Origin of the sequence: Nostoc sp. 106C (assembly GCF_002154725.1) — a bacterium.
In the GTDB taxonomy this organism is placed as follows: domain Bacteria; phylum Cyanobacteriota; class Cyanobacteriia; order Cyanobacteriales; family Nostocaceae; genus Aulosira.
Genome location: NZ_MTAW01000226.1, coordinates 32,835 through 58,569 on the forward strand (window position 1 = coordinate 32,835; position 25,735 = coordinate 58,569).

The following is a 25,735-nucleotide window of genomic DNA, read 5'->3' on the forward strand; positions in this document are numbered from 1 at the left end:
CTTTATCAATGAATCATAGCTTTAGCATTGCTCCCATTGTGGAAGAATCCACTGCTGAAAATCCTACCGTTGCTTCACAAAACCTATTTATCAAGCAACTAGCGGTTTTAGTTTTAGAAATGTTGTTGGCATTGCCATTAGGTTTAAGTTTAGCAAGGTTCCACATTGGGGGAATTGCTTGGATATTTGGGGGGATTGTTGCTGGTACTGTAGTTTTGCAGGGATGTCGAATTTTCTATCAATATTCCCCCAAACCTAACCGGACTGCCAGAAAGGTTGGCATGGGATTAGTAGGTTTAACAGTTGGAGCCTCAAGTACCCATAGTGATTTAGCTACTGTAGCTTCTGGAATTCCAATTTTTGTTTTATTAACATTTTTTCTTCTACTTTGTGGTAGCGGTATTGGCTACATTTATTCCCGTCTGAGCAAAACTAACTTGTTAACAGCAATGCTAGCTACAGTTCCCGGTGGTGTGGGAATTATGGCAGCTATTGCCGCCGATTATGGCAGAAATGTTACCTTAGTGGCATTAGTTCAAGCCTTGCGCGTTACTTCTGTAGTTTTTCTGATTCCTTTTATCGCTAGAACCACAGTTGGTAATGCTTGGAATCCACAAACAATCCCTATTCAAAGTAATCTCCTGAGTTTCGAGCCATCACAATTAGGATTACTCTTGTTATCACTTGGGGTAACTAGTTTTGTAGTTTATTTGTCGATATTATTTAAGCTTCCCGCAGGCGATTTTTTTGGTGCGTTATTAATTGGCATAGGATTTAATCCTGTGCTAAATTTGCTGCCTTTTGCTCATGATATTCACTTTACTCCACCGTCACTGATTAATATAGTTGGTCAAATGCTATTAGGAATTACCATCGGTGAGTATTGGGGAGATAAACCTACTTTTGGGAAACGGACTGTAGGCTATGCTGTGATGTCTGTAGTAATGACTTTAATTGCTGGTGCGATCGCTGCTATGCTGGCTATGCAATTAACATCTTGGGATTGGTTAACTTGTCTATTAGTTACTGCGCCAGGAGGTTCAGCAGAAATGATTCTAGTTTCCTTAGTATTGAATCATAATGTTGAAGTTGTCACCACAGGTCATTTAGTAAGACTGATTGCAATTAACAGTTCTCTACCAATTTGGATATTTCTGTTTCGTCGTCTTGATGGGAAATTTTCAGAACTTTCTTAGTTTCTTTATGTCTCTGTGGTAAAAAACCACAGAGACACAGAGGCACAGAGAATTTTTTACCTGTAATCCTGGCGTTGAATATCACGTAAACGTGCAGCATCACGCATATTGTAATCAGCGCGAGTAAAGCGACTTAGCTGCATTTCAAAGAAATCCCGGTTGGCTTGTAAATGCTTGGGATTTTGATCATCTAAAGGATATAAAAGTGCAGTTCTTAATGCCTGAATTACTGCCGAAGTTACATTATACATTGAACGTTGGAAACTCACTCCCAACTGAATCAACATATCTTCTTCGCCACGACAATGTTGTTTGTAATAATCCACAAGATATTGAGGCAAGAAGTGCAACATATCTTGCATTAACAATGTGGGGGGAATACCCGCCGTACCAACTGGGAAGACATCAGCGTAGAGAATACCATAGTGAAAGTCTTCTTGATCGTCAGGTACTTGACCTGCTTGAGCATTATAAGATTTTGTTCCCCTAAAAGGTGCGGTGCGGTAGAAAACAGCTTCTACATAAGGTAAGGCGGCTTCGTATAGCCAAGTGAAACCCTTGGATTTGGGAATGATTTCGTAACATTCCCCATCTATATATACATGATGGTAAATCGGACGACCTGCGATCGCAAAAATGCCATTTACCAAAAAATTCATCGCGTCGGGGACACCTTTAAACCCGCCTTCGTCGTAGATATCTGACATTTCAAAGAACACGGGGGCCATGACTTCCCAGAATAACCCTAAATTAGAGTAGTAAGACATCTGGCGACACTGTTCTATGAACAAATCGGGAAACAGCTTGTGCAGTGTCAACATCACTGGATTACCTTTGAAGTAAGCTTTAATTGCCCTATCGGCGTTAGCTTTATATTCTTCTGAATCTAGGTAAGCATCAAACTGGTTTACTGGTGCATACATCTGCCGATGCCAAAGCATAGCGCGCATACAAGCTTCAGCAAACTCCATGTTAATGCGATCGTGGAATAAATGATGAAATAATTTGGGTATTTTGCCAGTTTCACCTTTTTCGATAAATGCTAATAACTCAGGATGGGCTGTAGCTTGTCCGCGCCAAATTCGCAAATCGGCATCATCACCAGCATAATGATTATGGCGGTCTAAATACTCTTTTGGTAAGAAGTATTTAAAGAAGGGAAAGGGGTTTAAAAATTCGCGTTCAGCTATATAAAGTAAATCACGCCAGTAAAAATCCATCGGCACTGCATAAGCTTTATACAAGCCAATAATTTGCATCAAATTTTCTGGCGTATCGGGCAACATTGAACCGCCAGATTCTAAGCGATGAATTACTTCGGCAAACTCATGGCGGGAAGGAGGTAATTTAGTTGCTTTATCAAAAGTTGCTGTCATATTTAAATCCTTTTTGAGTCATTTGTCTTGTAGGTGTTTAGCAAGGCTAAAACCCTACAGATTGGTCTATTTAACTGAAAAATTCTCTAATAATTCTTCGCGTAATTTCAAGGCATGAAAAATACTCAAAACATCATGAGTCCACACTGGCAGAATAATTGTCATAGCTATTTCTTCGATACTGTAGACTAAACCAGCAATACAAGTCAGCCATAAAGCGATTCCTGCGTAGTTAAAGCCAAACAAAGAAACAATCGCAATGCAAAGAGTGATTCCCCAAAACTTAGCTGAATAGGTGTGATAGCTAGCAGGTTTACCATATTTAACTAAATTCACTATCCACCATACCAACTGGGCAAAAACAACTGTCAGTAAAGGCACTCGATAAGCAATTAAAACATCTTGGCATACCAGCCAAGCACTCACAAATATGCAACTAAACAGACAAACATCAGCCCAACTATCAGCTTGTCTTAATTCGGCAGTATTGATACCAAGTCTTCGCGCAATAATGCCATCGAAAATATCAGATATAAAGGCGGCGATAAAACCAACAATGAACCAAATACTGGTTTTACCATCAAGGGCATCCCACAGAAGGAAGGGAGAAATTAAAAAGCGAAATAGTACTAAAGCGCTGGGAATTAATTTAAGATTCATCCTTCCTCCTGCATATCAATGCGTAATTCTCCTTATTTTCTCTGTGTCACGGACACTTTCCTCAACGGGGGGAACCCCCGCACGGAAGTGTCCTCCTTTGTGTCTCTGTGGTTCATTTTTCAAAATAAATCTCACGCAGAGGCATAGAGAAGATGAGAATTTATGGTTTCAAAGCAATTTCAGAGTTAACGGTTTTGTCCAACACCGGAATTGTAGCCACCATTGCTGTAGTTGTTGGTTCACTCCAACGCACTAGCCAAGTAGGTTGAACTCCCAAAAAGATGATTAACGCTGCCAAAATTAACGCAGGTGTTTTCTCAAACCATTGAACTTTGGGATAATAAGCTAAATTGTCGAGTCTACCAAAACAGGTGCGGTTGAGAAGGATGACAAAATAAACCGCGGTTAAACCACTGGCGACGACACACAAAAGGGTGGGGATAGGAAACGCTGAAAAACTACCCTGAAAAACGATAAATTCTGCAACGAAACCTGTTAAACCGGGAATACCAGCACTCGCCATTCCACTTAATACCAATAAAGCACTAATTAAAGGTAAGCCCCGAACTGGACTCATTAAACCATTGAGTTTATCCAACTCACGAGTCCCAACTTTGGTTTCCACCACTCCCACCAGATGGAATAAGATAGCGAGAATCAAACCGTGGCTAAACATTTGGGCGACAGCGCCAACTAGCGCCAGGGAAGTACTAGCAGCACCAGCTAACAAGATATAACCCATGTGACCGATGGAACTGTATGCTACCATGCGCTTGATATCTTTTTGGGCGATCGCAACTACTGCCCCATAAATTGCACTAACAGCACCCCAAGTTGCCAAAGTTGGTGCAATGGTACTCCAAGCTTGTGGAAACATACCCATGCCAAATCTTAACAGTCCATAGGTTCCCAGCTTTGCTAATACACCACCCAAAAGAATCGCGATTGGGGAAGAAGCTTCCACGTAAGCATCAGGTAACCAGGTATGGAAGGGAACCAAGGGAATTTTAATGCCAAAACCTAATACTATTCCTGCTAGAAGAATAATTTGCATTCCGGCGGAGAGAGTTTGAGTAGAAACTGCATCAAAGGCGAAACTGGTAGAACCAGTTAGCCATACCATACCTAAGAAAGTTGCTAAAATTAGCGCCCCAGAAACAGCAGTGTAAATCAGGAATTTGATACCTGCATAACCGCGTTTTTCCCCTCCCCAAATCGAAATTAGTAAATAGAAGGGAATTAATTCTAGTTCATAGAACAAGAAGAATAGCAGTAAATTCTCTGCTAAAAACGCACCAGCTACCCCACCACTAACTAATAAAATTAACGAGTAAAAAAGCCGAGGTCTTTGAGTGTCTTTGCTGCTGCTGTAAATCGCAATCCAGGTAAGCAGGCTATTTAATACCAACATCAATATAGAAAGCCCATCAACACCTAATTGATAGCTTAAACCGAGAGTTTCATTCCAAGGAAGATACTCTTGAAATTGCATTCCCGGATTGCTGATATCAAATTTGAACAAAATAAAAATATTCCAGAGTAAAGCTATGGCAGCAAAGGATAATGCACTTAACCGTACACCATTGGCGGGAAGATTTTTAGGTATTACTGCTATGATAGCTGCTGCCAAAATCGGGAGCAAAATCAAAACACTTAACATGGCAATTTGGGTAAATTAGTAAAGAGGAGCATTTTTTCAAGTTATCAACGGTCAATGGTCAAGAGTCAAAGCACAAATGACCAATGACAAAAAACCTAACTAACTAAGCTGACTTTACCAGTATCTAAATCGTAATAACTACCAACTATTTTCAGTTTGCCTTCTTTGATTAACGCAGAGAGAACTGGGGATGATTTTAACTTCTCAATTTGTCCTAAAACATTAGCTTTACAAGCATTTTCTAATTTATCTCCAGGTTGCCCTTTAGATTTTTCTACAGCAGGTTGAATTGCAACTAATAAACTACCTATTTGCCCTGGTACTGAGGCACCTTTGATAGTTGCATCTACAGCACCACATCTTTCATGACCTACTACCATAATGACTTTGGTACCTAGAACTAAGCTGCCAAATTCTAGGCTACCAATTTCCTCTGTTGTTGCAATATTACCAGCTACACGACAGACAAATAAATCTCCTAGTCCCTGATCGAAAATAATTTCTGAAGGAACTCGTGAATCTGCACAACTTAAAATTGATGCAAAGGGTTTTTGACCTTTAGCAACTTCGCGTAAACGGGATTGGCTTTGGTTAGGGTTGCGTCTTTTTGCTTTTACAAACCGATCGTTTCCATCCAATAATGCTTGTAGTGCTTCATCGGGGCTAAGATCTTGTTTGTTTTGTGCTGAGGCTTTTTCTGGTGCAACCAAATTTGAACCAACTCCGGCTGCTAATACTCCTGCGCTAATTGCACCTGCACTTAACTTGAGTAAATTTCTGCGTGAAACATTTGCTTGGCGATATTTTTTTGTCATTGTCTTTCCTCACACTTCAAAAATTATCAGGTTCTGAATAGCCTTGAAAAATTGTCTAAGTATAGAGACTAAGGGTTAGAGGCTAGTATTTTTATTAGTCTTGAGAATTTTTTAAATCAATCAATGCCAAAAAAATCTCTCTTCTCTAATCCTTAGTCCCTAATTCCTAAAACATCAAATTTAAAAACTGCACTCCCCAGAATGGCCAAGTTACCCACATGCCTAATACACCAACACCTAAAAGTACAGTGAAAGCATAAAATTGGGTTTGTCCAGATGTACTATATTTCAGACCTTCACCAGTTAATAGTGAGAACAAACCAACCAAATTTACAATGCCATCAACTACAAATCGGTCAAGCATATCGGCAAATTTGGAAAGTTGAGCAACGCTGAAAATAATCGTCATCCGATAAATTGTTGGAGTGTAAAAATCGTATGCAAACAAGTCTTGTAAAGGTTGCCAAGGTAGGCGAATTGGTTTAGGAATATTACCTAAATAAATTACGCCAGTGATACCACAACCAAAAATAGTTGACCAAATTAACAACAGCGCAACATCTTTATTGAGGATTACCCATTCTGGTAGTAATGATAAGCTTTGCAACACTAATGGTAGATGTAAGACAAAGCCTAGTAAAGTCACCATCGGTAATACCATTGGCCAGTGTACTTCAGGCGATCGCTCACTCATCTGTTTGGGTTTACCAGCAAAAATTAAACCGAATTCTCTGGTTAAACTCACGGCGGTTAAAGCGTTCACGGCTATAATTACACCAACCAACCAAGGTTGATTTCCCCAAAGTCCATCTGTTAAATCCATCAACGCCCAAAAGCCGCCTAGGGGTGGAAATCCAATTAACCCTAAAGTCCCAATGATAAAGGCTATTGCAGAGATTGGACGGCGTGACCATAGTCCACCCAGTTGGGTAACATTTTGGGTGATGCTGTTCCAGATAATTCCGCCGGTACTCATGACCAACAATGCGGCTGATACAGCATGAGTCAGTACTAACAATAATGCCGCTTCGTCTTGTTTTGTTCCGACAGCGATAAACATCAATCCCATATAAGCGCTGACAGAATATGATTGACAGCGTTTAATATCAACTTGGGCGATCGCAATTAAGGAAGCGCCTATCGCTGTAACTGCACCAATCGCTACTATGGCGGAGGAAACTATGGGAGACAAAGTTAATACAGGTTGCAGTTTAATCAGCACCCAGGCACCACTCGCAACTACCACCGAGTTCCGCAAAATCGTACTGGGAACCGGGCCTTCCATCGCCTCATCCAACCACAAATGCAGAGGGAATTGGGCACATTTACCCATTGGCCCGGCAATTAAGGCTAAACCTACCAGTGCGATCATTGTCGGGTCAACATTTGCAGTTGCAGCCCATTGAGCTAATTCTGTATAATTCCAAGTTCCGGCTAAAGGCCATAGTCCCAGCACACCCATCAGTAGAAACAAGTCACCTACCCGTTTGGTAAGGAAAGCATCTCTCGCACCGCTAACTACCAAAGGCTGACTGAACCATAAGCCAACTAGTAAGTAGGTTCCTAAAGTCAGAACTTCCAGAATTACATAACTAAAGAACAAGTTATTACACAAAGCCAGGGCGCACAATCCCGCTTCAAATAAGCCTAATAAAGAATAGAAGCGTCCCCAACCCCAATCCATTTCCATGTAACCAATAGCATAAATTTGCGCTAAAAAATTTAAACCAGTGATTACAATCAACGCCCCCACGCTTATAGAAGAAATTTCTAAAGCGATGGTAAGATTTAAACCAGCCGTAGAAAGCCAAGGTATAAATACTTGTATTGGTGGCTGATTCCAAGTGGCGAAAAATGCGATCGCGCTATGCAGTAACGCCAAAAATGTCATTACTAAATTGACATAACCTGCCGGTCTTGGGCCAGTGCGACGAATGATCCCCGGTGACCAAGGAACGGCTAAAAGCCCACCTATTAAGGCATAGCACGGAACTAGCCAAACAGTCTCTAAGAGAAACTGAGCCATGAACTTACCTCTATAATTTGCAACAAAACTTCGGCGTTACGAATCAAACAGCTTTGATTGCAACTAACCTAGCCATCACTAGCAATTCAATTTTATTTTTGCTTAATCTTGTTAAAAATAGCTTACCTTTATCTATGCCAAAAAGGAAATACTTAGAATAAACAAATGAACGATAATTACTCTAACTAATTCTTATATGTTGTAAGTATTTAATTAATGAATAATAACTATTACTTCATATCTATGGATAATCTTGCAAAGAATCAATAGTTTTCATTGATTTTTTCTAATTGACATAAATGACAAGAGACGCAGCTGATTGCGTCTCTAAAAATCCGCTAAATGATAGTTGACATTTGGGTAAATTTATTGTCATAACTACAAGCAACCATTGCGGACGGTTGGTTAACTTGGCTGATGGGAGCGGGTTTCATGTCTCGGTAGTCGAGGATTTGGACAATAATTAGGTAGGCGATCGCTAAAAGCACAGAAATCGCACCTGTAATAATGGCAATTATTTTTGAGCGTTCCATTAGTCTTTCCTGTAAGTGAATGTTTATACTGTGCCGATAGCGTTCTCTATTGCATAGAATACACACCATTCGAGGGGCATAGCACTGCTGTGCCCGATTATGTATGGCATCCACACGAGAACCGCTATATATCCACATTGCCACAGTTACTCATTTACTGATATACATCACTGCGGTGGGTCATTAAAGAAGTCGGAAGTACAGTATCAGTTCATACATGGCGACGAATACGGGCACTGCCCACAAGAGCTAACTGAAACAATCGCAAGGGTTTGGGCTTTCCGCAATTGCAATTATATAAATATTTTTGCGTACCTACTTATCGTCAGGGCACGGCATTGCCGATGCCCCTACCTCTGTACTTTATTTTCGCTTGTCATTTGGGGGTATTTTTGAAATTGGTAGTCCCTGCAACCTCAATTTTGCACCTTTTACACTCAACGATGAGCCTTTTATCCTCGAAGTTGCGGCTTTTACCCTCAAAGTTGCGCCTTTAAGCCAGAATGATAAAAAATATCTCACCATTGCTGAATATACAGGCTGAAGCGTGTAGTAATATTTTCTCCTCTCCGTGCATTGGAACATGGGATTAGACTTTTCCGGGCAAAAACTCCGAGGACGCAACTTCCAAGGAAAAGACCTTGCGGGTGCAAACTTTAGTTATACCGACATCCGAGGGGCAAACTTCACCAATGCTAATTTAAAAGATGCAAACTTCAGCTATGCCAAAGCGGGACTACAACGTCGTTGGTCAATTGATGCGCTATTAGTAATAATCTCATTAGTTAACTTTGGCAGAAGCAGCGAAAAAGCCCCAAGAGAATGCAACGAAAAAGACTGCAAAGACTGCAATCACAATGTTGAAAGGAATATTTACAGGCTTACCTGCTGTGGCTTCGCTGGTGGAAGCTGGTAATAAGTTATTGCCGCTAATTTCTAAGTTATTCGGTCTGGGTTAATGTTTTAACAGCAAAGCACCATAGCTTGAACAGGGCGATTAAAACTGCATTTAAACAAAACTTAGCAAACTAGGTTATTTTGCGGTCAGCAATTACGAGTCTACAAAACTTAACATCACATTAATCTATTGCTATATTCCTCATAGGCTATACCAGACAAGATATTGGCGATCGCTTTAGAGATATTACTGAGAAATTTTTTACCAAGTGTGGCGTTATGGTACTCCGATTGAGTCTACCCTTGTTATTAGTCATAAAATAGGTAGCAAAATTTCTTGTAAATTACTACGACATTGGAGTAAATACTATACTGATTTGAAGATGAAAGCTCGTAGAAAATGCGATCGCCTACATTCATGACGTAATTTTTTAACAATACGAGCAAAAGTGCAACGGCAACAGGACAGCTATCTATGGTTGCTTAGTTCAATGAAAAACCTTGTAACTATTGCTTAGGCTAAATTTATCCATAATGACTAAAGTTTTTATCCTTGATGTTGACAAACAACCTTTATACCCAATACACATCAGCTATGCCAGAAAGCTGTTGTCACAAGGTGAAGCTGCTGTATTCCGGCGATACCCATTTACCATCATTCTGAAGGAACCCCTAACCCACTCAAGACTGGAGCAGCTAGGCTTCAAAATTGACCTAAATGTTAATCAAACGAGTAGCGTGCAGCGTCGATAAAGATGTTCATGCACAACAGTACAACAGCTTAAAATAAACATTTTTTGACTGCTGCAATCGGTCATAGAATTGTTGTCACCAAAAGCAAGAGAATCGGTATTGATGCCGATAACTTTGCAAATTGAGGAATATAGATATTGCTAAAAGACAATTTAGTTGCTTGAGAGTTAGGAAAAATAATATGTCTAAATTAGATAAACCTAAACCTCCTGTATTCGAGTGCGTTGAAGATGAACGCTTGCACCGCAAACAACGCCTAGCTGCGGCAATTCGCCTGTTTGATCGGTATGACTTGAATGAGGGTACAGATGGTCATATTACAGCTCGCGATCCAGAGTTTACAGATCATTTTTGGATCAACCCTCTGGGGATAGATTTTAGTCAGATTCGAGTTTCCAACCTGATATTAGTAAATAAGGACGGAGATGTTGTTAAAGGCGATCAGCCTGTAAATCGAGAAGCTTTTGCCATTCACTCCCGAATTTATGAAGCTAGACCCGATGCGATCGCCACAGTTTATGCCCATTCAATTTATGGTAAAGCTTGGTCTAGCTTAGGTCGCCCACTTGACCCTCTCAATCAAGATTCCTGTGCTTTTTACGAAGACCATAGTGTATTTCATGACTGTACAGATGATGCACTAGATCCATCCGCAGGTAAACATATTGCTGAAACCTTGGGTCATTGTAAAGCTGTAATTTTACGTAACCACGGTATGCTCACTGTGGGTCATTCAGTAGATGAAGCTGCTTGGTGGTTTATTAACCTAGAACGCTCAAGCCAAGCACAACTTTTGGCTGAGGCTGCGGGAAGACCCAGTATCATCGAACATGATAGCGCACGTTTAACACACACCCAAGTTGGCACGCATTTTAATGGCTGGTTCTGCTTTCAGCCCCTTTATAACAGGATTGTGCGCGAACAACCAGATTTACTTGAGTAGTTTGGAATTTAGAATTAAAAATCCTCATCAATCAGTTCCAGTCATCTTAAACAATATTACCTATCGCTATTTTTATTAATTAACTGAGAAGACTAAAGATTATGGATTTACAACTTAATGGCAAAGTAGCTTTAGTAACAGCTGGGAGTAAAGGGCTGGGTAAAGCTACAGCAAGGCAATTTGCCTGTGAGGGTACAAAAGTGGCTATTTGTGCGCGCAGTGAGTTAGTTGATAAAGCTGCTGTGGAGATCGAAAGCGAAACAGGTACACAAGTGCTGGCTGTGCGTGCAGATGTTACTAAACCAGCAGACATTGAGCGCGTAATTAGTACGACAGTAGAGAAATTTGGCGGGTTAGATATCCTAGTTACCAATGCTGGGGGACCACCTGCTGGCACGTTTGATGATATTAATGTTGCAGCATGGGAAGCCGCAATCAATCTGAATTTGCTCAGTGCAGTTCACTTGGTAAAATCTGCCTTACCTTACCTACGCCAATCTAGTGCTGCGGCGATTCTCACTATTACTTCAACCTCGACCAAACAACCAGTTCAAAATCTCGTTTTGTCGAATTCAATTCGTTTAGCAGTAATTGGTTTAACTAAAACACTCAGCCAAGAACTAGGTAGCGATCGCATTCGTGTCAACAGCATCTTACCAGGCTGGACATATACAGAGCGAGTAGAAGAATTAATCAACGCCCGCATTGCTAAAAGTGGCACAACAAAAGAAGCAGAAATTGCAGCTATCAATGCAAATATCCCTGCTGGTCGCATGGGTAAACCAGAAGAGTTTGCCAACGTAGCTGTATTTCTTTGTTCACCCGTCGCCTCGTTTGTGAATGGAGTTATGCTGCAAGTCGATGGTGGAAGCAACCAAGGAATATTTTAATTGCGCCAAGCTACACGGCTGATGGTGCAGGAAGAAGCGATCGCACATCTGCACTCACTTGTGTCAACTTAAGCCTTGGCGAATAGAATTCGCGCGCCACTTGCTTCAAGCCGACGGCAGTTCCTACCCTTCGGGAACGCTGACCCTGCGGGAAGGCTCCGCCGAACAGCGAACAAGTCCGGCTACCGAACGGACTGCCTTGGAAACCCGTCCAACGCAGTGGCTTGGCTATATAGCAATACGGTTCAGTTAAGGTGATAATAGTTCTCATCTGTCGAACAAAAACCAAGATTTGGGGGAGAATCCCCCAAACCCCCGATTGGGGGACGGTTGCGTCCCCCAAGCCCCCTCCAAAATAATTGTTCGGTTTTTTGTTTAGGAATTATTTGTGAACTTTGTTGTCAATGAATTTTCTTAACTGAACTGTATTGGGCTATATAGGCGTTCGCCCTTGGCGTTCCCGCAGGGTAGCAAATAGCAAGTGGCGTGCGGTTTCTAAACGTCTATATCGCTTGGTTCTCCGCTGGTACATCGGCTAACTGTGCTTCTCGGACGATCGCAAGCTTTCTTGCTAAAATTCCTCTGCTACCGACTTGGGAAACATTTCACCAGCTAAGTAAGCATCAAAGTGTTGTTGAAAGTATAGCCAAGAAGTCATATCTTCACCATCAAGAAATGATTTTGGGGCATTTTTGTACAGAGGGACACGAGTATTGATTTCATCTTGTAGCAACTGGGGTAACTCGGTAAAACCATTTACCTTACTCCCAGTTGCACTATAGATGAGTTGACCAGGGCGATCGCCCATTTTCATCCAAGGAAGCCACTGACCAATCCGATCCCAACTCAGTTTAAGTTGCGAAACTGAAGTCATTTCTGAGTTCTCTAAATCTGCGGTGGGCACGGTGAGTTTAAATAATTCTGCTGCCTGATAAATTTGTTGTGGACTGTATTCGGCAAATTTAGAGTCTGCTGCTAAGGGGTTAGGGTAAGTGGGAAAGATATCAAAAACAAAAGTTGTGCTGTCACCTTCTACTTGGGCAGGAAATTTACCCTTAAATTCACCCTGCACGGGGTTATTCGCTACGTGCATTACCGTAACTGTCTCGCCTGTCCAAGGATTTTCCCATTTGTTCAATATCTCGCCTGTCTCTGGGTTAAGGTAGTATGTCAGTTCTCTAGAAGTAAAATCCCACTTACCCTCTTCTGTTGCTATGCATCTACTCACGCTCATTCCAACTATTTTAAATAGGAGTTTTCGTTTTTCCCCAGGGATAAATGCGTAAATTTTCCCTGTCCAAATCAGGAAGGTGGATTGGCTAGAATCGAGGGAAGAACGTGTTTTCACCCACTGCTGGGCATCCAATTCTTGAATTTGGGCAACCATTTACAGCATCCTTAGTATGGGAATCACATGGCAAACAGATTGAGAATAAATTCGCCTTACCGAAAAAGGGGGCTTGTTTAAGTACTGCGATCGCTATGCTAGTTCTAGGTAACCATAGTAAGTTAAAATTTCCTACGCTCAAAACTCTTATTTAGAATCAAAAACTTGCATAGGTGATTCAATCCCATCATTTTTACGCAATTCTGCCAGCTTCACAGAATGTTTTCCATTGGGATACAGCAGATTTTATCAGAGTTGTCAAAAATGCTGCCAAGACAGCGAAATTGACTGTTATTGGTGAGCTTGCTTATGCATTCCAGCCACAGGGAGTTTCAGCAGTTATTTTACTTGCAGAATCTCATGTAGCATTACACTTTTGGCCGGAGGAAGCAAAGGTCACAATTGATATTCATATATGCAATTATCAAAAAGATAATCAAGAAAAAGCTAGGCTGTTAGCCAAAATATTAACAATCCAAATTAGCGAATCAGACAGTATGCATGGCTGGAATTATTTATATATCAGCGGTTGATTGGTTGCTAGTCATTTGTTCTTCCGCTGTTTCCTATTTTCCACATTTACCCTTCTGCCTCCAGTCCTCTGCCCTCTGTCTTATTTTCTACGGGACTTAAAGAAATCTGATTCAAGGCTTGGGGTGATAAATCTAACTGTGGTGGTTCAGGCGATCGCTCGATAGTTCCATCATTGAAGTAAGATCCCACAATTTTGTCGTAGTTAGAAGCAACGGCTAAAAAAGCCCCCCCCAAAATATAAATAGGTAATGGCAGAGTAAATTCTTTTACCCAGTCAAACAGTTCTGCCAAGGCAAACAATACAAAAAAGCAAGCAAGCCAAACTCTCATTTTTTTCTCTCCTGCGTGTAGGTAACTCTACTAATAGAGTAGACAGCTTGCATGATACTTGATTTTCAATTTAACTTGTTGCTGTTTTACATCCGATCAGCTTTGTCACTCTATTTGCAGGGTAACGCTGCTGAGAGTGCGATTGCCACTCCTCACAAAATTTCTTCAGAGTCAGTTGCACAGCTTAGCTTCCTTTTATCATTTTTGCTAGGGTAAAAACTACTACCCTTACTTAGATAAGTTTGACCTATAAAGTTTCGTTAATAAGTTTCTATTAGTTTGGATGCATTAATCTTGACTGAATCCTAACTACATTATTTAACCTCAATTGTTATCTTCCTAGAGTTATAAAAAAAGAATACTTGTTCCTTTAGTAATAGTTAACTAGCTAGCTAATAAACAGCAGCTATCTGAATTAAATATTCTAGCTCTACTTAAAGCATTGTCATGCTTACTTGTGTTACTTAAATATGACAGTTTTATAACTGGTGCCACTGCGATCGCAGTAACTAACATCTTCTGTATTTTGATGTATAGATCTATATCTAGCTATATCTAGTATTGCTGTTAACATGGCAGCCTAATGTGTGTTTGAATTTGTAAATAGATTTTCTAATAAAAAGTAAAAGCTAATGACAAAGAAGTAGTAGAGTATTTTAATGGGCTTAACAAGGTATAAACCTTAGCTAAGCAATCAAATAGCCTTTGGTCTTCAAGAAGAAATATGAATTTTATTTCTTGCTTTGAAGGCTACAGATGCTAGTGATTAAAAGCCTGTGCTCAATATTACCCTCTTGTCCATCAGAGAGCTAATAGACGGCAGGTATATGTTTATTTTATAGATTTAGGATGATGTATGCATTTTTATTGTGTAATTTGCATACATTCATTTCGTGTCAATCTTTTCCTATATAATTTGTTGATTAAAAAAACTTACAAGCATCATCGCTGTTAATAAAAAAGGTTGAACATCGAGAAATAAAATTTCCAGCAAATTAAATGTCATAAAATTAATATCTTTTTTTTAAAAGTTTCACATTCTGATAAGATGCTGTAATGACCAAGTAATTAAAGATTTTGTAAAGAGGCTAGTATTAACTAGAGTTTTGTAAAAGGCTAGATAGCCTTAATGTTTTTTAGCTAAGATCATGCTTTGTGTTCTCCAAAAATTTGAAAACCATAGAAAAATAAAGTTTTCAGTAACACTATGATTGCAATTTTGAGAGATTTAAATATCAAAAAAATAAACTTTGTTTAATTAAAAAAGCTTAAATTTCAGAAAAACCTTTGTTGTTGCTTGATGCCTTCCAATGACATCTACCTTCTCATGGTTGAGGCATAAGGGCCTCTTTTGTACTTTTTTTTCCTTGGGTATACTTGCTTATGCAAGCATCCCAGTTTTTGCTCAAGTATCTGTTATCAGAAATACTGCTGGTGCGGGTGCAAATAGTCTCCCAAGACGCAGCTCAAATGAGGTGAGATTAACGGCTTCTCAAGCTGCTTTAGAAATTATCAAAACAGGCGATAGATCTGCCGCAGAACCAGGTGATACAGTAATTTATCGCCTTGCTATTAGAAATACAGGAAGATCGCCAGCAAGGAATCTTACAGTTACAGATAGGCTTCCCTTGGGATTGCGATTTATTTCCAAATCACTGAAAAGTTCTATAGGAAATACATCAGTTTCCGTAACTGCTAATTCTAGTGCCAATCGGGCGGTGACAATTTCACTAAACCCAGCGACAGAATTACAACCAAATCAAACCTTGAATGTAGCGTATGCGGTTGAGGTGACACCAGATGCGGTTCGGGGAACTGGCAGAAACTTGGCGCAAGCTCAAGCAGGTACATTGACAAGTAACCAATCCAGCCATCTTTTGCGGATTCGACCAGGGATTGTATCTGATTGTGGCACTCTAATCGGGCGGGTATTTGTTGATAAAAACTTTGACGGCGAACAGCAACCAAACGAACCTGGAGTGCCAAACGCCGTGATTTATATGGATGATGGCAATCGCATCGTCACTGATGCCAATGGATTATTTTCTTTGGCAAATGTTATATCGGGTTATCGGTCAGCAACGCTGGATCTGACTAGCTTACCAGGCTATGCGCTGGCACCTAACAACTACTTCATCGAAAGAAATAGCCAGTCACGCATGGTGAAATTAGCACCGAGTAGTCTGGCACGGGTCAATTTTGGGGTTACGCCTGCTTTCTCAGGGGGTAAGCGATGAACAATATAAAGCTAGAGGTAATATTTAGCAAAGATTTGGGTAGTCTTTCCCAAAGAAGATGCAACCTCCCGCACGGGGGTAATTTCCAAACGCAACAATTATCTATTTTGCGCTTGGCTCTGCAAAGCAAGGGAAAAAAAGTTATATTACTGGCTTTTTTGGCATTCATCGCACCTGCTTTTTTTGGAATGAAGGCAACCGCAACTAGCAACCAAGCCTTTGCCACAGAGACAGATAAAAACGATTCACAAACTGTTGCTTCCTCAGAAGCAGTCACGGAAGAAGAGCAAAAAGAAGTTGATCGGATAGTCGCTCAAACCTTGCCGTCAGTCACTACACCTTCTACAACAGATCCAGGCTCGGTATTTCCACAAGATCCAGCAATCCAATTTCAGCAAAACCCTGCCTCTCCTGTTGCTCAACCACAAGCAATTCCGACACCACCAACAACACCAACGAGTCTGCCGCAGAATGCCAACAGTAAAGTACGAATTGAAATTACACCAGTAGGCGATCCCCGAGTCCAAGCCGATGGACGCTCAACAATCAAGCTGCAAGGGCAAATTACCGACGACAAGGGTCAACTGCTTCCTGAGGATTTGATGGTAACTTTAACCAGCAGTGCCGGGAAATTTGTCGGAGCAGATCAAGATAAAGACCAAGGCGGATTTCAGGTACGTGCCATAGGTGGAGAATTTACTGCAACTCTGCAATCAGATATCAAACCCCAACAAGTAAAGATTCGAGCAGCAGTAGAGAAAATAAAAACGCGATCTGCCGTAGGCGGCAGCGCTTCGCTATCGCCCCAACTAAAACCCGGAGATTTATCATTTCCCCAACAAACAGATATTTCACTGTTGGATAGGGTTGGCGAAGCACCCATTGAAACCTACACTCAAGTAGAATTCACCACCTATCTACGTCCTTCACTCGCAACAGGGATAGTCAATTTACGCATTGGGCCTGGTGGCACTGATTATTGGGGAAGTTTTCGAGACTTTCTCAATCCTGACAAACTAGGGGGAACCCAAGTAGATTTGACAGCCGCAGTCTTCGCCACAGGTAAAGTTGGAGATTGGTTATTTACAGGTGCATTTAACAGCGAACGCCCAATTAACCAAGACTGCGAAGGCAGAAACCGCCTATTTGGGGGAATTCAGTTCTGCGAACAGCAATATCCTGTCTACGGCGATAGTTCCACATTTACATCCACCACACCCTCTATTGATAGTTTCTATGCTCGCTTCGAGCGCAGTTCCTCAATAGTGGGAGCAGATCCAGACTATGTAATGTGGGGGGACTACAGCACCCAAGAATTTGCTAGAGCTTCCCAACTCTATACAGCAACCTCCCGTCAGCTGCACGGTTTTAAAGCTAACTACAACTTCGGCCCTCTCCAAATCACTGGCTTGTACGCTAACAATATTGAGGGCTTCCAACGAGATACTATCGTCCCCAACGGTTTGAGTGGGAATTACTTCCTCTCCAAGCGGCTGTTAGTTCCGGGAAGTGAAACCGTTTATTTAGAAGCAGAAGAAATTAATCGCCCCGGTACAGTAATTGAGCGTCAACAGTTGTTCCGTGGCCCAGATTACGAAATTGATTACGATCGCGGCACACTTCTATTTCGCCGTCCCATCCTAGCTACAGAACTCAATCCTTTTGGGGCTACCTTAGTCAGACGTATTGTCATCACCTACCAAAACGAAGGCGGACAAGATTCCAAACTCTACGGTGGACGGCTGCAATATAATATTTCCCAAGATTTGGAAAACAAATCTTTTATCGGTGCAAGTTTCCTCCAAGAAGACCAAGGTAGCCAAGATTTTCAACTGTTTGGCACAGATTTTTTAGTATCTTTAGGCAATGTCGGTAAGATTGTCGGGGAATATGCTCGTTCTAATGGCAACCTCGTCAATGGTCAAGATTTCAATGGTTCTGCTTACCGCTTAGAAGCCTTTGGCAAACTCGGCGATAGTTTATTAGGACAAGCCTACTACCGAGCAGTAGAACCTAACTTCACCAATAACTCCACCTTTAGCTTTACACCAGGCCAAACACGCTACGGGGCATCAGTTCTCGCTAAATTAACTGACACCACCAGCTTTAATGTTGCCTACGACTTTGAAGAAAATTATGGTACTGCTGCTGCTGGTCTAAATAGCTTGTTGGGCTTTTTTGACTTATTTGATCCGCAGCCCCAAGCCCGTCCGGGAGAAACAGTCAACAACACGCTCAAAACCTTCCGCGCTGGGATATTGCAAAGACTGGGAGTTGCGGATGTGAGTTTAGAGTATGTTAATCGTTCTCGGGAAGACCGGATCAGCAATCGATTTAGTGGCGATGCCGATCAGTTAGTCTCTCGTCTCAAAGTTCCGTTAACACAGTCTTTAACCTTTCAAGGGCAAAATGAACTGAATTTGGGAAATAGCGACCCCTTATATCCCAACCGCACAACTTTAGGATTAGATTGGAAAGCCTATCCAGGAGTAACACTGCGATTAGCTCACCAATTCTACGATGACAGCAGCTTACTTCCTGGTAACTCGATCACTACCCTAGACACGATCCTCGATCGCAAGTTGTCAGACAATACCAGTTTGATCGGTCGCTATTCAGTGTTATCAGCATTCAACGGATTGCAAGGACAAGGTGCTGTCGGACTGAATCATCGCTGGGCCGTTGCGCCAGGATTACGGGTTAACGTTGGTTACGAATATATATTCAAGAACATCTTTAATGGCACGGCTGCTGGTTCTCAATTCGGTCAATACTATGCAGTTGGTCAAACAGCTTCCTCGTTGGGCCTATTTTCCGGTTCCGTCTATAGTGTGGGGCTAGAGTACACCGATAATCCCCAATTCCAAGCCAGCACGAGGTTTGAGTATCGTGATGGGGATGAAGGCAACAATCTGGTAATTTCTGCTGCTGCTGCGGGGAAACTCTCACCAGCTTTAACAGCATTAGTTCGCTATCAACAAGCAGGTGAAGCTAACGTCTTTCTTCCCTCTACTGTAGGAGTGATTACAGACGGAATCAGATTCCAAGAATTGGGCGACACCGCCAACTTAAAACTCGGTTTAGCTTACCGCGATCCGAGTAGCGATAAATTCAACGCCTTACTGAAGTATGAGTGGCGGCAAAACTATGACTCCATTCCCGAAACACAATTAACAGGTAGTACAGCTACAGGACATATCTTCTCCGCAGAAGCTATCTATGCTCCTGACTGGCGATGGGAGTTTTATGGTAAATACGCCCTCCGTAATGGTGTTACCTTCTTTGATGGCGATCGCTACGATGCTGATGTCAACTTGGCCCAGCTACGCGCAACTTACAGACTGGGTTATCGTACCGATTTAGCAGTGGAAGGACGCTGGATTGGACAAACCTCCAATAGCGGCGGCAACTACAACGAATTCGGCGTAGCTTTAGAGTCTGGATATTACTTAACTCCCGATTTGCGAGTGGGTTTAGGCTACAGCTTTGGCAGCGTTGATGACCGAGATTTTACTGGCTACCGTTCTGAAGGCGGTATTTATCTAAACATCAGTTTGAAGCTGAACGAACTTTTAGGCGGCTTTGGATTACAAAAACCCGTACCTAAACAGGAGCAAGAATCGGAAGTACAACCGACAGCCCAGGTACAGCCCAATGCGTCTAAGAGTGAGCTGATTAATTCTCTCAAGCAATCACAGCAACAAGCGGTTAAGCCAGATACATCAAACAGTGAAATTTCTAAACTTCTAGCAAAAATCCGCATCAAAAAGGAACCACAGATGAACACAGATAAATACTGATATTTATCTGTGGTTCGATATCAGCCACAAGCAATGAAGTAGCAGCCCAGGTTCAAGGTGTATAGGAGTGAGTGATGTCCAGTTTGAAAGTCCGATGGCTACAAGATTTCCCTTGGTGGAAACTCAAAGATGACAAAGAAAAACAGACAAAATCCAGCTTATTTAGAAACAACTTCTTCTGCGTCAGCTCCCAAACTCAAAAAAATACTATCTCAGCATCAACGCAAAATCTCTCTCAAACTCTTTTTTCTCCGTGTCCTTTGCGCCCTCTGCGGTTCGTTTCTCCTCTGATCTTCTGCCTCTTAACTTCCGAAGTCGCACTCAGCCAAACACTTACGCCATCACCACAACTTCCTTTTCCCACTTCTCTACGGGTAGTCGTTAACAGCAACCAAGATGGTAATGTTCAACCTGATGACCAGTTGACTTTACGCGAAGCCATCCAGCTGGTAAATGGTACGTTATCAGTTGCTCAACTTAGCAGTGCAGAAAAAGCGCTAGTGCAACCTCTAACTGGTGGTTCACGGATTGAGTTTAGTCTACCTACAAACGCAACCACCATTGTTTTACAGTCACAACTGCCAGATCTAGCAAGTCCAGGACTAGTTATAGATGGCGCTACTCAGCCTGGATATAACGCTTCAACTTCAGCCACAGCAGAAATTGCTATTCCAATTCCTGTAGTAGCGATCGCACCTGCACCTGACAAAGAAATATTTCGCGGTTTAACTGTCGTCGCCGATGGTGTGACGATTCGCGGTTTGAGCCTTTACGGATTCAATGCCAGCCCAATTAAGCAGCAATTAGGAAATCTTTTAGTTTACGATGGTGTTCCCAAACCCGTAACTTTGACTACGCCACCTGGGGATATTGTTATTGCCCACCGTCTACCGCCTCCTGATACCAGCCAACAACAACCTCCTAACAGCAATTTTCCCTTCTATGACAAGGATGTGCCACCAAAAAACGTGGTCATCGAGAATAACTGGTTAGGGCTGACTACTGCTGAGTCAGTCCCAGAAAAAACATCAGCTTTCGGAGTTTACGTATTTAATTCTCAAGGAGCAACAATTCGTCGCAACCGAATTTACTACCATGATGGCAGCGCTATTATTACCTCGGTGCGAGCAGAAAATACCTTAATTCAAGAAAATATTATTGTCGGTAATGGAATTGCTGGGATGCCTGATGCCTTACGGATAGAAGGTGTGGTGAGCAAATCCCAAATTACTAGTAACTTAATTTGTGCCAATGATGGCGCCGGAGTGTATTTATTTAAACCACAAGGTGATTTAGAAATCCGTAATAACCGCATCACTTATAATGGCAGACGTTTGCGGCGAGCAGCTGTTTACTTGATGGGCAGCGATCATCAAGTGACAGGTAATGAAATTTCCTATCAAACTGGACCTGGGGTAGTGGTAACAGCTTTTCCCCAAAGCGATCGCAATATTATTCAAAATAACTCGTTTGCGGCATTAGAAGGTTTGAGTATTGACCTGAATGCCCAAAGAGATTTAGACGTAAGTGATTGGCAAAGGGGAGACGGGCCAAATCCTAAACGCAATTCTGGCAATCGCCGCCTCGATACAGGTAACGGTGCAATTAATGCCCCAGAATTTAAAACACGAGAATTTTTACCTAGTGGTAATAGTGTCACCTTACAAGGTAAAGCCGATCCTGGTTCTGAGGTGACTATTTATCGTTTAGGAGATTATCAACAAGGTAAGCAAGCACTTTATCAACCAGGTTACGGGGCACTTAGCCAGCCATTAGCTAACATACCTGTAGACGAAAAGGGGAATTTTAGTATCACAGTTGCAAATCTACGGGCGGGGGATATAGTCAGTGCGATCGCCACAGATCCAAAATACGGCACCTCCGAACCTGCGATCGCTGCCTTTATTGGCCCCAGAGGCGCTACACCTAGTCTTCCACCCGCAGGTAAACAAAACCCCATTCCTCAATGTACTTCCAGACCAGCGCCACCCCAACCGCCAACACCACCGACGGTAATACCACCCACTCCTCTGCGGATACGGGCACCAAGAAATGTTCACTTTGCTTTAGATAAATCTTTTATTAGCCCTGCAAGTGCGATCGTCCTTGATCGCGTGGCGCAAGTATTAAAGCAGAATCCCCTGATCATCATCGAAATTCAAGGTCACACTGATCCTCGCGCTAGTGATGATTATAACTTAGCTTTGGGTAGAAGAAGAGCCTTAGCTACGAGAAATTACTTATTACGCCAAGGTATTCCCCCAGAACGGATGACCATCCGTACCTTGGGTGAAAGTCAAAGAGTCAGTGAAGGTAGTAGCCGCCTAGATTACGCACGCGATCGCCGTGCCGAAATCATCTACAAAGATGTTAGAGGGATTGACATCATCATTGAAGGCCAAGAACAAGACCTGCAATTAGAACCAGATAGAAGCAGAAGGTAGGAACTGGGTAGGGGAATCAGAATTTCCCCTGCAAATTTCTGCTTTACGCCTCCATCAAAACCCAAAATCTACAAAACCTACCTTTAAAAACCTTATCTCACTATATTTTTTGGTCAAAAATCTACATCTTGTTTAGGAAGCCAGAAATGAAACCTTTATTGAAAAATTTAGTTAAACCCTTAAGAGGTACATTCCTGACACTACTGTTTACTGTGCCTCAGGTTCCTCTTGTAGGCGGTCTTTCCAGTAAAAAGGTGTTAGCCCAAGCAAATAGCTGTCCAGGTGGTACACAACCTGCAACTTTTGAGTGGAGTCCTACCACTAATCTTGCAGAATTTTTAACTCAAAACCTAACGGCTAGCGGTGTTAGAGCTACTTTTCAGTTTATCGATAACCCTGCACCTCTGGGAACAGTCACTGACACCCAAAATTTCAATGTTAACTCTGATAATCAAGTAACAAGAATTGATACACCCTCACCTACAGATATCTACGGCGGAATCTTAGGATCGCATCTGCGTTGGAATATCGGTTTGGGCAAAAACCCAACACAAGGTAATTCCACACTCATCATTACCTTCTCTCAACCAGTCACCTTGGCAACTCCGCTACTTTTTATGGATGTTGACCGAGATGGTGCACGAGATTTCGATCCTCCATCGCAAATTCAGAGAATATTTCAAGATCGGATTACAGTCACAGCATCTAATGGAACTGCATCTGTTCCCTTAACTGGTAGAGCGATCGGTCCAAATACTAGAGTAACTAATAACGGTAACAGCGTCCTTGCAGAAGGAATTAGAGAAAATGCTTTCCCGAATACTAGCGATGCCAACGTTGAGATTACACCCTCTGGTGCTATCAACCAAATTCGGGTACTCTACGAAGCCGGAAGAGAATTTGGTGAACCCAGACAAGATGAAACTGTGGGTCTAAATAAAATTAGTATATGTGTACTTCCGGGTACAATAGGCGATACTGTCTTCAATGACACCAACGCCAACAATCGCCAAGACCCTGGTGAAAATGGAATTAGTGGTGTTGAACTCAATGTCAAAGATCGCAACGGTAACGTAGTTGGCACTACAACTACTGATAATAATGGTAAATACAGCTTTCCTAATTTAGCTGCGGGTCAATATACAGTTGCCGTCTCTAAACCACCTAATGGCTTTACACCCACTCTCACCCAGCCCAATCCCATTGCTTTAGCTTCTGGACAAAATTACGATCAAGCTGATTTTGGTTTTACTCCACAGGCACAAGGTACGGGTTCGATTGGAGATTTTGTATTTAGCGATACTAACGGTAACGGCGTTGCTGAACCTGGAGAACCAGGAATTGCTAACCTCAATCTTGTACTTAGAGATACCAATGGAAACGTAATTACCACTACTAAAACTGATACCAACGGTGTCTACAGATTTATTAATGTCCCGGCTGGCAATTACACAGTAGCAGTTACCAATCCGCCTGCTGGCTTTACTCCGACTCTACAACCTGGCGCTGTCAACCTCGCTGCCAATCAAAATATCGATACCGTTGATTTTGGTTTTCGTCCGCCTACTGATGGGTCGATTGGCGATACCGTTTTCAGCGATACCAATGGTAATGGTACACAAGACAATAATGAACCAGGTATCTCGAACGTTGCAGTTACATTAACACTGCCAAATGGTACTACGCGAACTGCTACCACCGATGGTAATGGTAAATACAGCTTCCCTAATTTGGCACCAGGTAATTACCAAGTAAGTGCCAATCCGCCTCAAGGTAATATTCTGACCACTGGTATCAACCCCTTCAACATTAACCTCTTACCTAGTCAAAGATTAGATAGTGCCGACTTTGGTTTTCGTCCCAACGCCTTTACTGGCGATCGCGGTTCTATCGGTGATACCGTATTCAACGATACAAATGGCAACGGTATACAAGACTCAGGCGAATCGGGAATTCCTAATGTTCCTATTACCCTGACTCTTCCTGGAAATGATGGCATATTGGGAACTGGCGATGATACTACCCAAACAACTACCACCAATGGCAACGGTATCTACAATTTTACTAATCTACCAGGAGGTAACTACAGAGTCACAGTCAACCCTCCCTTCAACTTTCCGCAAATTACCACTGGTAGTTCTCAAGTAAATGTAAATCTGCAACCAGGTCAATCACTGACTAACGTTGACTTTGGGTTGCGGCGACCCACTGGCGGTTCTATTGGTGACTTGATCTTCAACGACAACAATAGTAATGGCAGACAAGACTCAGGCGAAACAGGAATTCCCAATGTCAACCTGACTCTCAGAAATGCCAATGGTCAGATAGTTGATACTACTACGAGCAATAACAACGGTAACTATATTTTTACAGGCTTGCCGCTGGGTAACTATACTGTAGATGTTACCTCACCCCAAAACTTTACACCAACAACTTCAACAACCGCCTCAGCAAATTTAACTTCTGCCAATCCAGACAATATTAATGTTGACTTTGGTTTCGCACCTGGTAACGCCAGCACTACCGGAACTAGTTTGCAGTTAGTCAAACGAATTACTGCGATCGCCAGAATAAATGGTCAGCGGACTCCATACAATACCTTTGTAGATGACCCTAACGATCAAAATGATAATATCCTAAGACCCGCTCCTCTTGGTCAATATGAGCTTCAGACACCTGTGGAAAGCGGTGATGAAGTAGAGTACACAGTTTATTTCCGCGCTGGCCAATTACTGGAGAATCTTAATGTCTGTGACTTGATTCCTGCGGGAACAACTTATGTACCCAATAGTATTGCTGTGAATGGCGGTGGTTCTGGTGCGGATCGCGGAAGATTTTTCTCACCCCTAACATCTTTAGAACAGGTTCCTGAAAGTAATGTGTGTGAAAATCGCAACAATCCTAACGGTACAGTAATTGTCAAGCTAGGTAATGTTCCTAGCGGTCAATCTGGGTCTGTTAGCTTCCGTGTCAAAATCGATTAGTACTGTTAGCTGTCAGTTGTTTTTACCACTGATATCATTTCACCTTAATAAGGATATAAATACGCGCTTCCGGGTTTAGCAATGCTCATTGGTGTCAACTTAAGCTAAAAATAGCCTCTGTCTTAGCTTTGCCATCCGCCTGAGAATGAATTCTCAGGCTAATAGTCCAAGTCTACTGAAGTAGACCTTAGAGGGTGACAAGGCAACTCTAAGCTCTTAGAGGGTGACAAGGCAACTCTAAGCTATGCAGGACAAAAATTTGAGAAGATA

The 25,735-nt window shown here is 42.1% G+C and carries 20 protein-coding genes; 11 read left to right on the top strand and 9 right to left on the bottom strand.

From position 1 onward, the window contains the following. The first annotated feature begins 8 nt into the window (after positions 1-8). Complete coding sequence (locus BV375_RS33290; protein WP_086768538.1) at positions 9-1,196, top strand: AbrB family transcriptional regulator; 1,188 nt, start codon at positions 9-11, stop codon at positions 1,194-1,196. 56 nt (positions 1,197-1,252) lie between these two features. Here the strand turns inward: BV375_RS33290 and BV375_RS33295 are convergent, their stop codons facing one another. From BV375_RS33295 to BV375_RS33320, 6 genes are all read right to left on the bottom strand, one after another. Continuing rightward, positions 1,253-2,572 (bottom strand): CO2 hydration protein, encoded by a 1,320-nt coding sequence (locus BV375_RS33295; RefSeq protein WP_086768540.1) that lies wholly within the window; start codon positions 2,570-2,572, stop codon positions 1,253-1,255. A gap of 66 nt (positions 2,573-2,638) precedes the next feature. Then, positions 2,639-3,232, bottom strand: coding sequence for a CDP-alcohol phosphatidyltransferase family protein (locus tag BV375_RS33300; RefSeq protein WP_086768542.1), 594 nt, complete (start codon positions 3,230-3,232; stop codon positions 2,639-2,641). Between the two features lie 160 nt (positions 3,233-3,392). Further along, entirely contained in the window at positions 3,393-4,892 is a 1,500-nt protein-coding gene (locus BV375_RS33305) for an NADH-quinone oxidoreductase subunit M (RefSeq protein WP_086768544.1), read from the bottom strand. A gap of 95 nt (positions 4,893-4,987) precedes the next feature. Beyond that, positions 4,988-5,707 carry a carbonic anhydrase gene (locus tag BV375_RS33310; protein ID WP_086768546.1) on the bottom strand — a complete coding sequence of 240 codons (720 nt, stop codon included), beginning with the start codon at positions 5,705-5,707 and terminating at the stop codon, positions 4,988-4,990. Between the two features lie 166 nt (positions 5,708-5,873). Next, complete coding sequence (locus BV375_RS33315; protein ID WP_086768548.1) at positions 5,874-7,733, bottom strand: NAD(P)H-quinone oxidoreductase subunit F; 1,860 nt, start codon at positions 7,731-7,733, stop codon at positions 5,874-5,876. A 338-nt stretch (positions 7,734-8,071) separates the two neighbouring features. Then, the gene (locus BV375_RS33320) at positions 8,072-8,266 is read right to left on the bottom strand and encodes a hypothetical protein (protein WP_086768551.1); all 195 of its coding nucleotides are present in this window, start codon (positions 8,264-8,266) and stop codon (positions 8,072-8,074) included. Positions 8,267-8,573: 307 nt separating this feature from the next. On the opposite strand from BV375_RS33320, the gene BV375_RS33325 reads away from it, so the two are divergent. The 5 genes from BV375_RS33325 (at position 8,574) to BV375_RS33345 (ending at position 11,749) form a co-directional block, all read left to right on the top strand. Continuing rightward, positions 8,574-8,810 (top strand): hypothetical protein, encoded by a 237-nt coding sequence (locus BV375_RS33325; protein ID WP_086768553.1) that lies wholly within the window; start codon positions 8,574-8,576, stop codon positions 8,808-8,810. Between the two features lie 39 nt (positions 8,811-8,849). Next, a complete protein-coding gene (locus BV375_RS39075) occupies positions 8,850-9,182 on the top strand; it encodes a pentapeptide repeat-containing protein (protein WP_339376858.1) in 333 nt (110 codons plus the stop codon). Between the two features lie 515 nt (positions 9,183-9,697). Further along, the gene (locus tag BV375_RS33335) at positions 9,698-9,916 is read left to right on the top strand and encodes an RRXRR domain-containing protein (protein WP_086768555.1); all 219 of its coding nucleotides are present in this window, start codon (positions 9,698-9,700) and stop codon (positions 9,914-9,916) included. A 160-nt stretch (positions 9,917-10,076) separates the two neighbouring features. After that, positions 10,077-10,859: a class II aldolase/adducin family protein gene (locus BV375_RS33340; RefSeq protein WP_279432990.1), complete on the top strand. Its 783-nt coding sequence runs from the start codon at positions 10,077-10,079 to the stop codon at positions 10,857-10,859. 101 nt (positions 10,860-10,960) lie between these two features. Next, positions 10,961-11,749 carry an SDR family oxidoreductase gene (locus tag BV375_RS33345; protein WP_086768559.1) on the top strand — a complete coding sequence of 263 codons (789 nt, stop codon included), beginning with the start codon at positions 10,961-10,963 and terminating at the stop codon, positions 11,747-11,749. A gap of 10 nt (positions 11,750-11,759) precedes the next feature. Here the strand turns inward: BV375_RS33345 and BV375_RS36375 are convergent, their stop codons facing one another. Both BV375_RS36375 and BV375_RS33350 read right to left on the bottom strand, forming a co-directional pair. Further along, positions 11,760-12,020, bottom strand: coding sequence for a hypothetical protein (locus BV375_RS36375; RefSeq protein WP_134075983.1), 261 nt, complete (start codon positions 12,018-12,020; stop codon positions 11,760-11,762). 300 nt (positions 12,021-12,320) lie between these two features. Then, complete coding sequence (locus BV375_RS33350; protein WP_086768561.1) at positions 12,321-13,136, bottom strand: DUF1838 domain-containing protein; 816 nt, start codon at positions 13,134-13,136, stop codon at positions 12,321-12,323. A gap of 173 nt (positions 13,137-13,309) precedes the next feature. Here BV375_RS33350 and BV375_RS33355 point away from each other — a divergent pair, with 173 nt between their 5' ends. Further along, positions 13,310-13,669, top strand: coding sequence for an S-adenosylmethionine decarboxylase (locus tag BV375_RS33355; RefSeq protein WP_086768563.1), 360 nt, complete (start codon positions 13,310-13,312; stop codon positions 13,667-13,669). A gap of 46 nt (positions 13,670-13,715) precedes the next feature. Here BV375_RS33355 and BV375_RS33360 read toward each other — a convergent pair whose 3' ends face one another. Beyond that, positions 13,716-14,000 (bottom strand): hypothetical protein, encoded by a 285-nt coding sequence (locus BV375_RS33360; protein WP_086768565.1) that lies wholly within the window; start codon positions 13,998-14,000, stop codon positions 13,716-13,718. A 1,310-nt stretch (positions 14,001-15,310) separates the two neighbouring features. On the opposite strand from BV375_RS33360, the gene BV375_RS33365 reads away from it, so the two are divergent. From BV375_RS33365 to BV375_RS33380, 4 genes are all read left to right on the top strand, one after another. Further along, on the top strand, positions 15,311-16,237 hold the full coding sequence (locus tag BV375_RS33365) for a DUF11 domain-containing protein (protein WP_086768567.1): 927 nt from the start codon (positions 15,311-15,313) through the stop codon (positions 16,235-16,237). Next, positions 16,234-20,037, top strand: coding sequence for a hypothetical protein (locus BV375_RS33370; protein WP_243714133.1), 3,804 nt, complete (start codon positions 16,234-16,236; stop codon positions 20,035-20,037). Before BV375_RS33365 ends, BV375_RS33370 begins: the two co-directional genes overlap by 4 nt. 74 nt (positions 20,038-20,111) lie before the next feature. Beyond that, positions 20,112-22,481, top strand: a complete 2,370-nt coding sequence (locus BV375_RS33375) for an OmpA family protein (RefSeq protein WP_243714134.1) — start codon at positions 20,112-20,114, stop codon at positions 22,479-22,481. A gap of 146 nt (positions 22,482-22,627) precedes the next feature. Continuing rightward, positions 22,628-25,465: an SdrD B-like domain-containing protein gene (locus BV375_RS33380; protein WP_086768569.1), complete on the top strand. Its 2,838-nt coding sequence runs from the start codon at positions 22,628-22,630 to the stop codon at positions 25,463-25,465. Positions 25,466-25,735: the final 270 nt, after the last annotated feature.

What these genes read in the sequence shown, in the direction of transcription:
- BV375_RS33290 (WP_086768538.1), top strand. Translation starts at nt 9, where the DNA reads ATGAATCATAGCTTTAGCATTGCTCCCATTGTGGAAGAATCCACTGCT.
- BV375_RS33295 (WP_086768540.1), bottom strand. Translation starts at nt 2,572, where the DNA reads ATGACAGCAACTTTTGATAAAGCAACTAAATTACCTCCTTCCCGCCAT.
- BV375_RS33300 (WP_086768542.1), bottom strand. Translation starts at nt 3,232, where the DNA reads ATGAATCTTAAATTAATTCCCAGCGCTTTAGTACTATTTCGCTTTTTA.
- BV375_RS33305 (WP_086768544.1), bottom strand. Translation starts at nt 4,892, where the DNA reads ATGTTAAGTGTTTTGATTTTGCTCCCGATTTTGGCAGCAGCTATCATA.
- BV375_RS33310 (WP_086768546.1), bottom strand. Translation starts at nt 5,707, where the DNA reads ATGACAAAAAAATATCGCCAAGCAAATGTTTCACGCAGAAATTTACTC.
- BV375_RS33315 (WP_086768548.1), bottom strand. Translation starts at nt 7,733, where the DNA reads ATGGCTCAGTTTCTCTTAGAGACTGTTTGGCTAGTTCCGTGCTATGCC.
- BV375_RS33320 (WP_086768551.1), bottom strand. Translation starts at nt 8,266, where the DNA reads ATGGAACGCTCAAAAATAATTGCCATTATTACAGGTGCGATTTCTGTG.
- BV375_RS39075 (WP_339376858.1), top strand. Translation starts at nt 8,850, where the DNA reads ATGGGATTAGACTTTTCCGGGCAAAAACTCCGAGGACGCAACTTCCAA.
- BV375_RS33335 (WP_086768555.1), top strand. Translation starts at nt 9,698, where the DNA reads ATGACTAAAGTTTTTATCCTTGATGTTGACAAACAACCTTTATACCCA.
- BV375_RS33345 (WP_086768559.1), top strand. Translation starts at nt 10,961, where the DNA reads ATGGATTTACAACTTAATGGCAAAGTAGCTTTAGTAACAGCTGGGAGT.
- BV375_RS36375 (WP_134075983.1), bottom strand. Translation starts at nt 12,020, where the DNA reads ATGAGAACTATTATCACCTTAACTGAACCGTATTGCTATATAGCCAAG.
- BV375_RS33350 (WP_086768561.1), bottom strand. Translation starts at nt 13,136, where the DNA reads ATGGTTGCCCAAATTCAAGAATTGGATGCCCAGCAGTGGGTGAAAACA.
- BV375_RS33360 (WP_086768565.1), bottom strand. Translation starts at nt 14,000, where the DNA reads ATGAGAGTTTGGCTTGCTTGCTTTTTTGTATTGTTTGCCTTGGCAGAA.
- BV375_RS33365 (WP_086768567.1), top strand. Translation starts at nt 15,311, where the DNA reads ATGACATCTACCTTCTCATGGTTGAGGCATAAGGGCCTCTTTTGTACT.
- BV375_RS33370 (WP_243714133.1), top strand. Translation starts at nt 16,234, where the DNA reads ATGAACAATATAAAGCTAGAGGTAATATTTAGCAAAGATTTGGGTAGT.
- BV375_RS33375 (WP_243714134.1), top strand. Translation starts at nt 20,112, where the DNA reads ATGTCCAGTTTGAAAGTCCGATGGCTACAAGATTTCCCTTGGTGGAAA.
- BV375_RS33380 (WP_086768569.1), top strand. Translation starts at nt 22,628, where the DNA reads ATGAAACCTTTATTGAAAAATTTAGTTAAACCCTTAAGAGGTACATTC.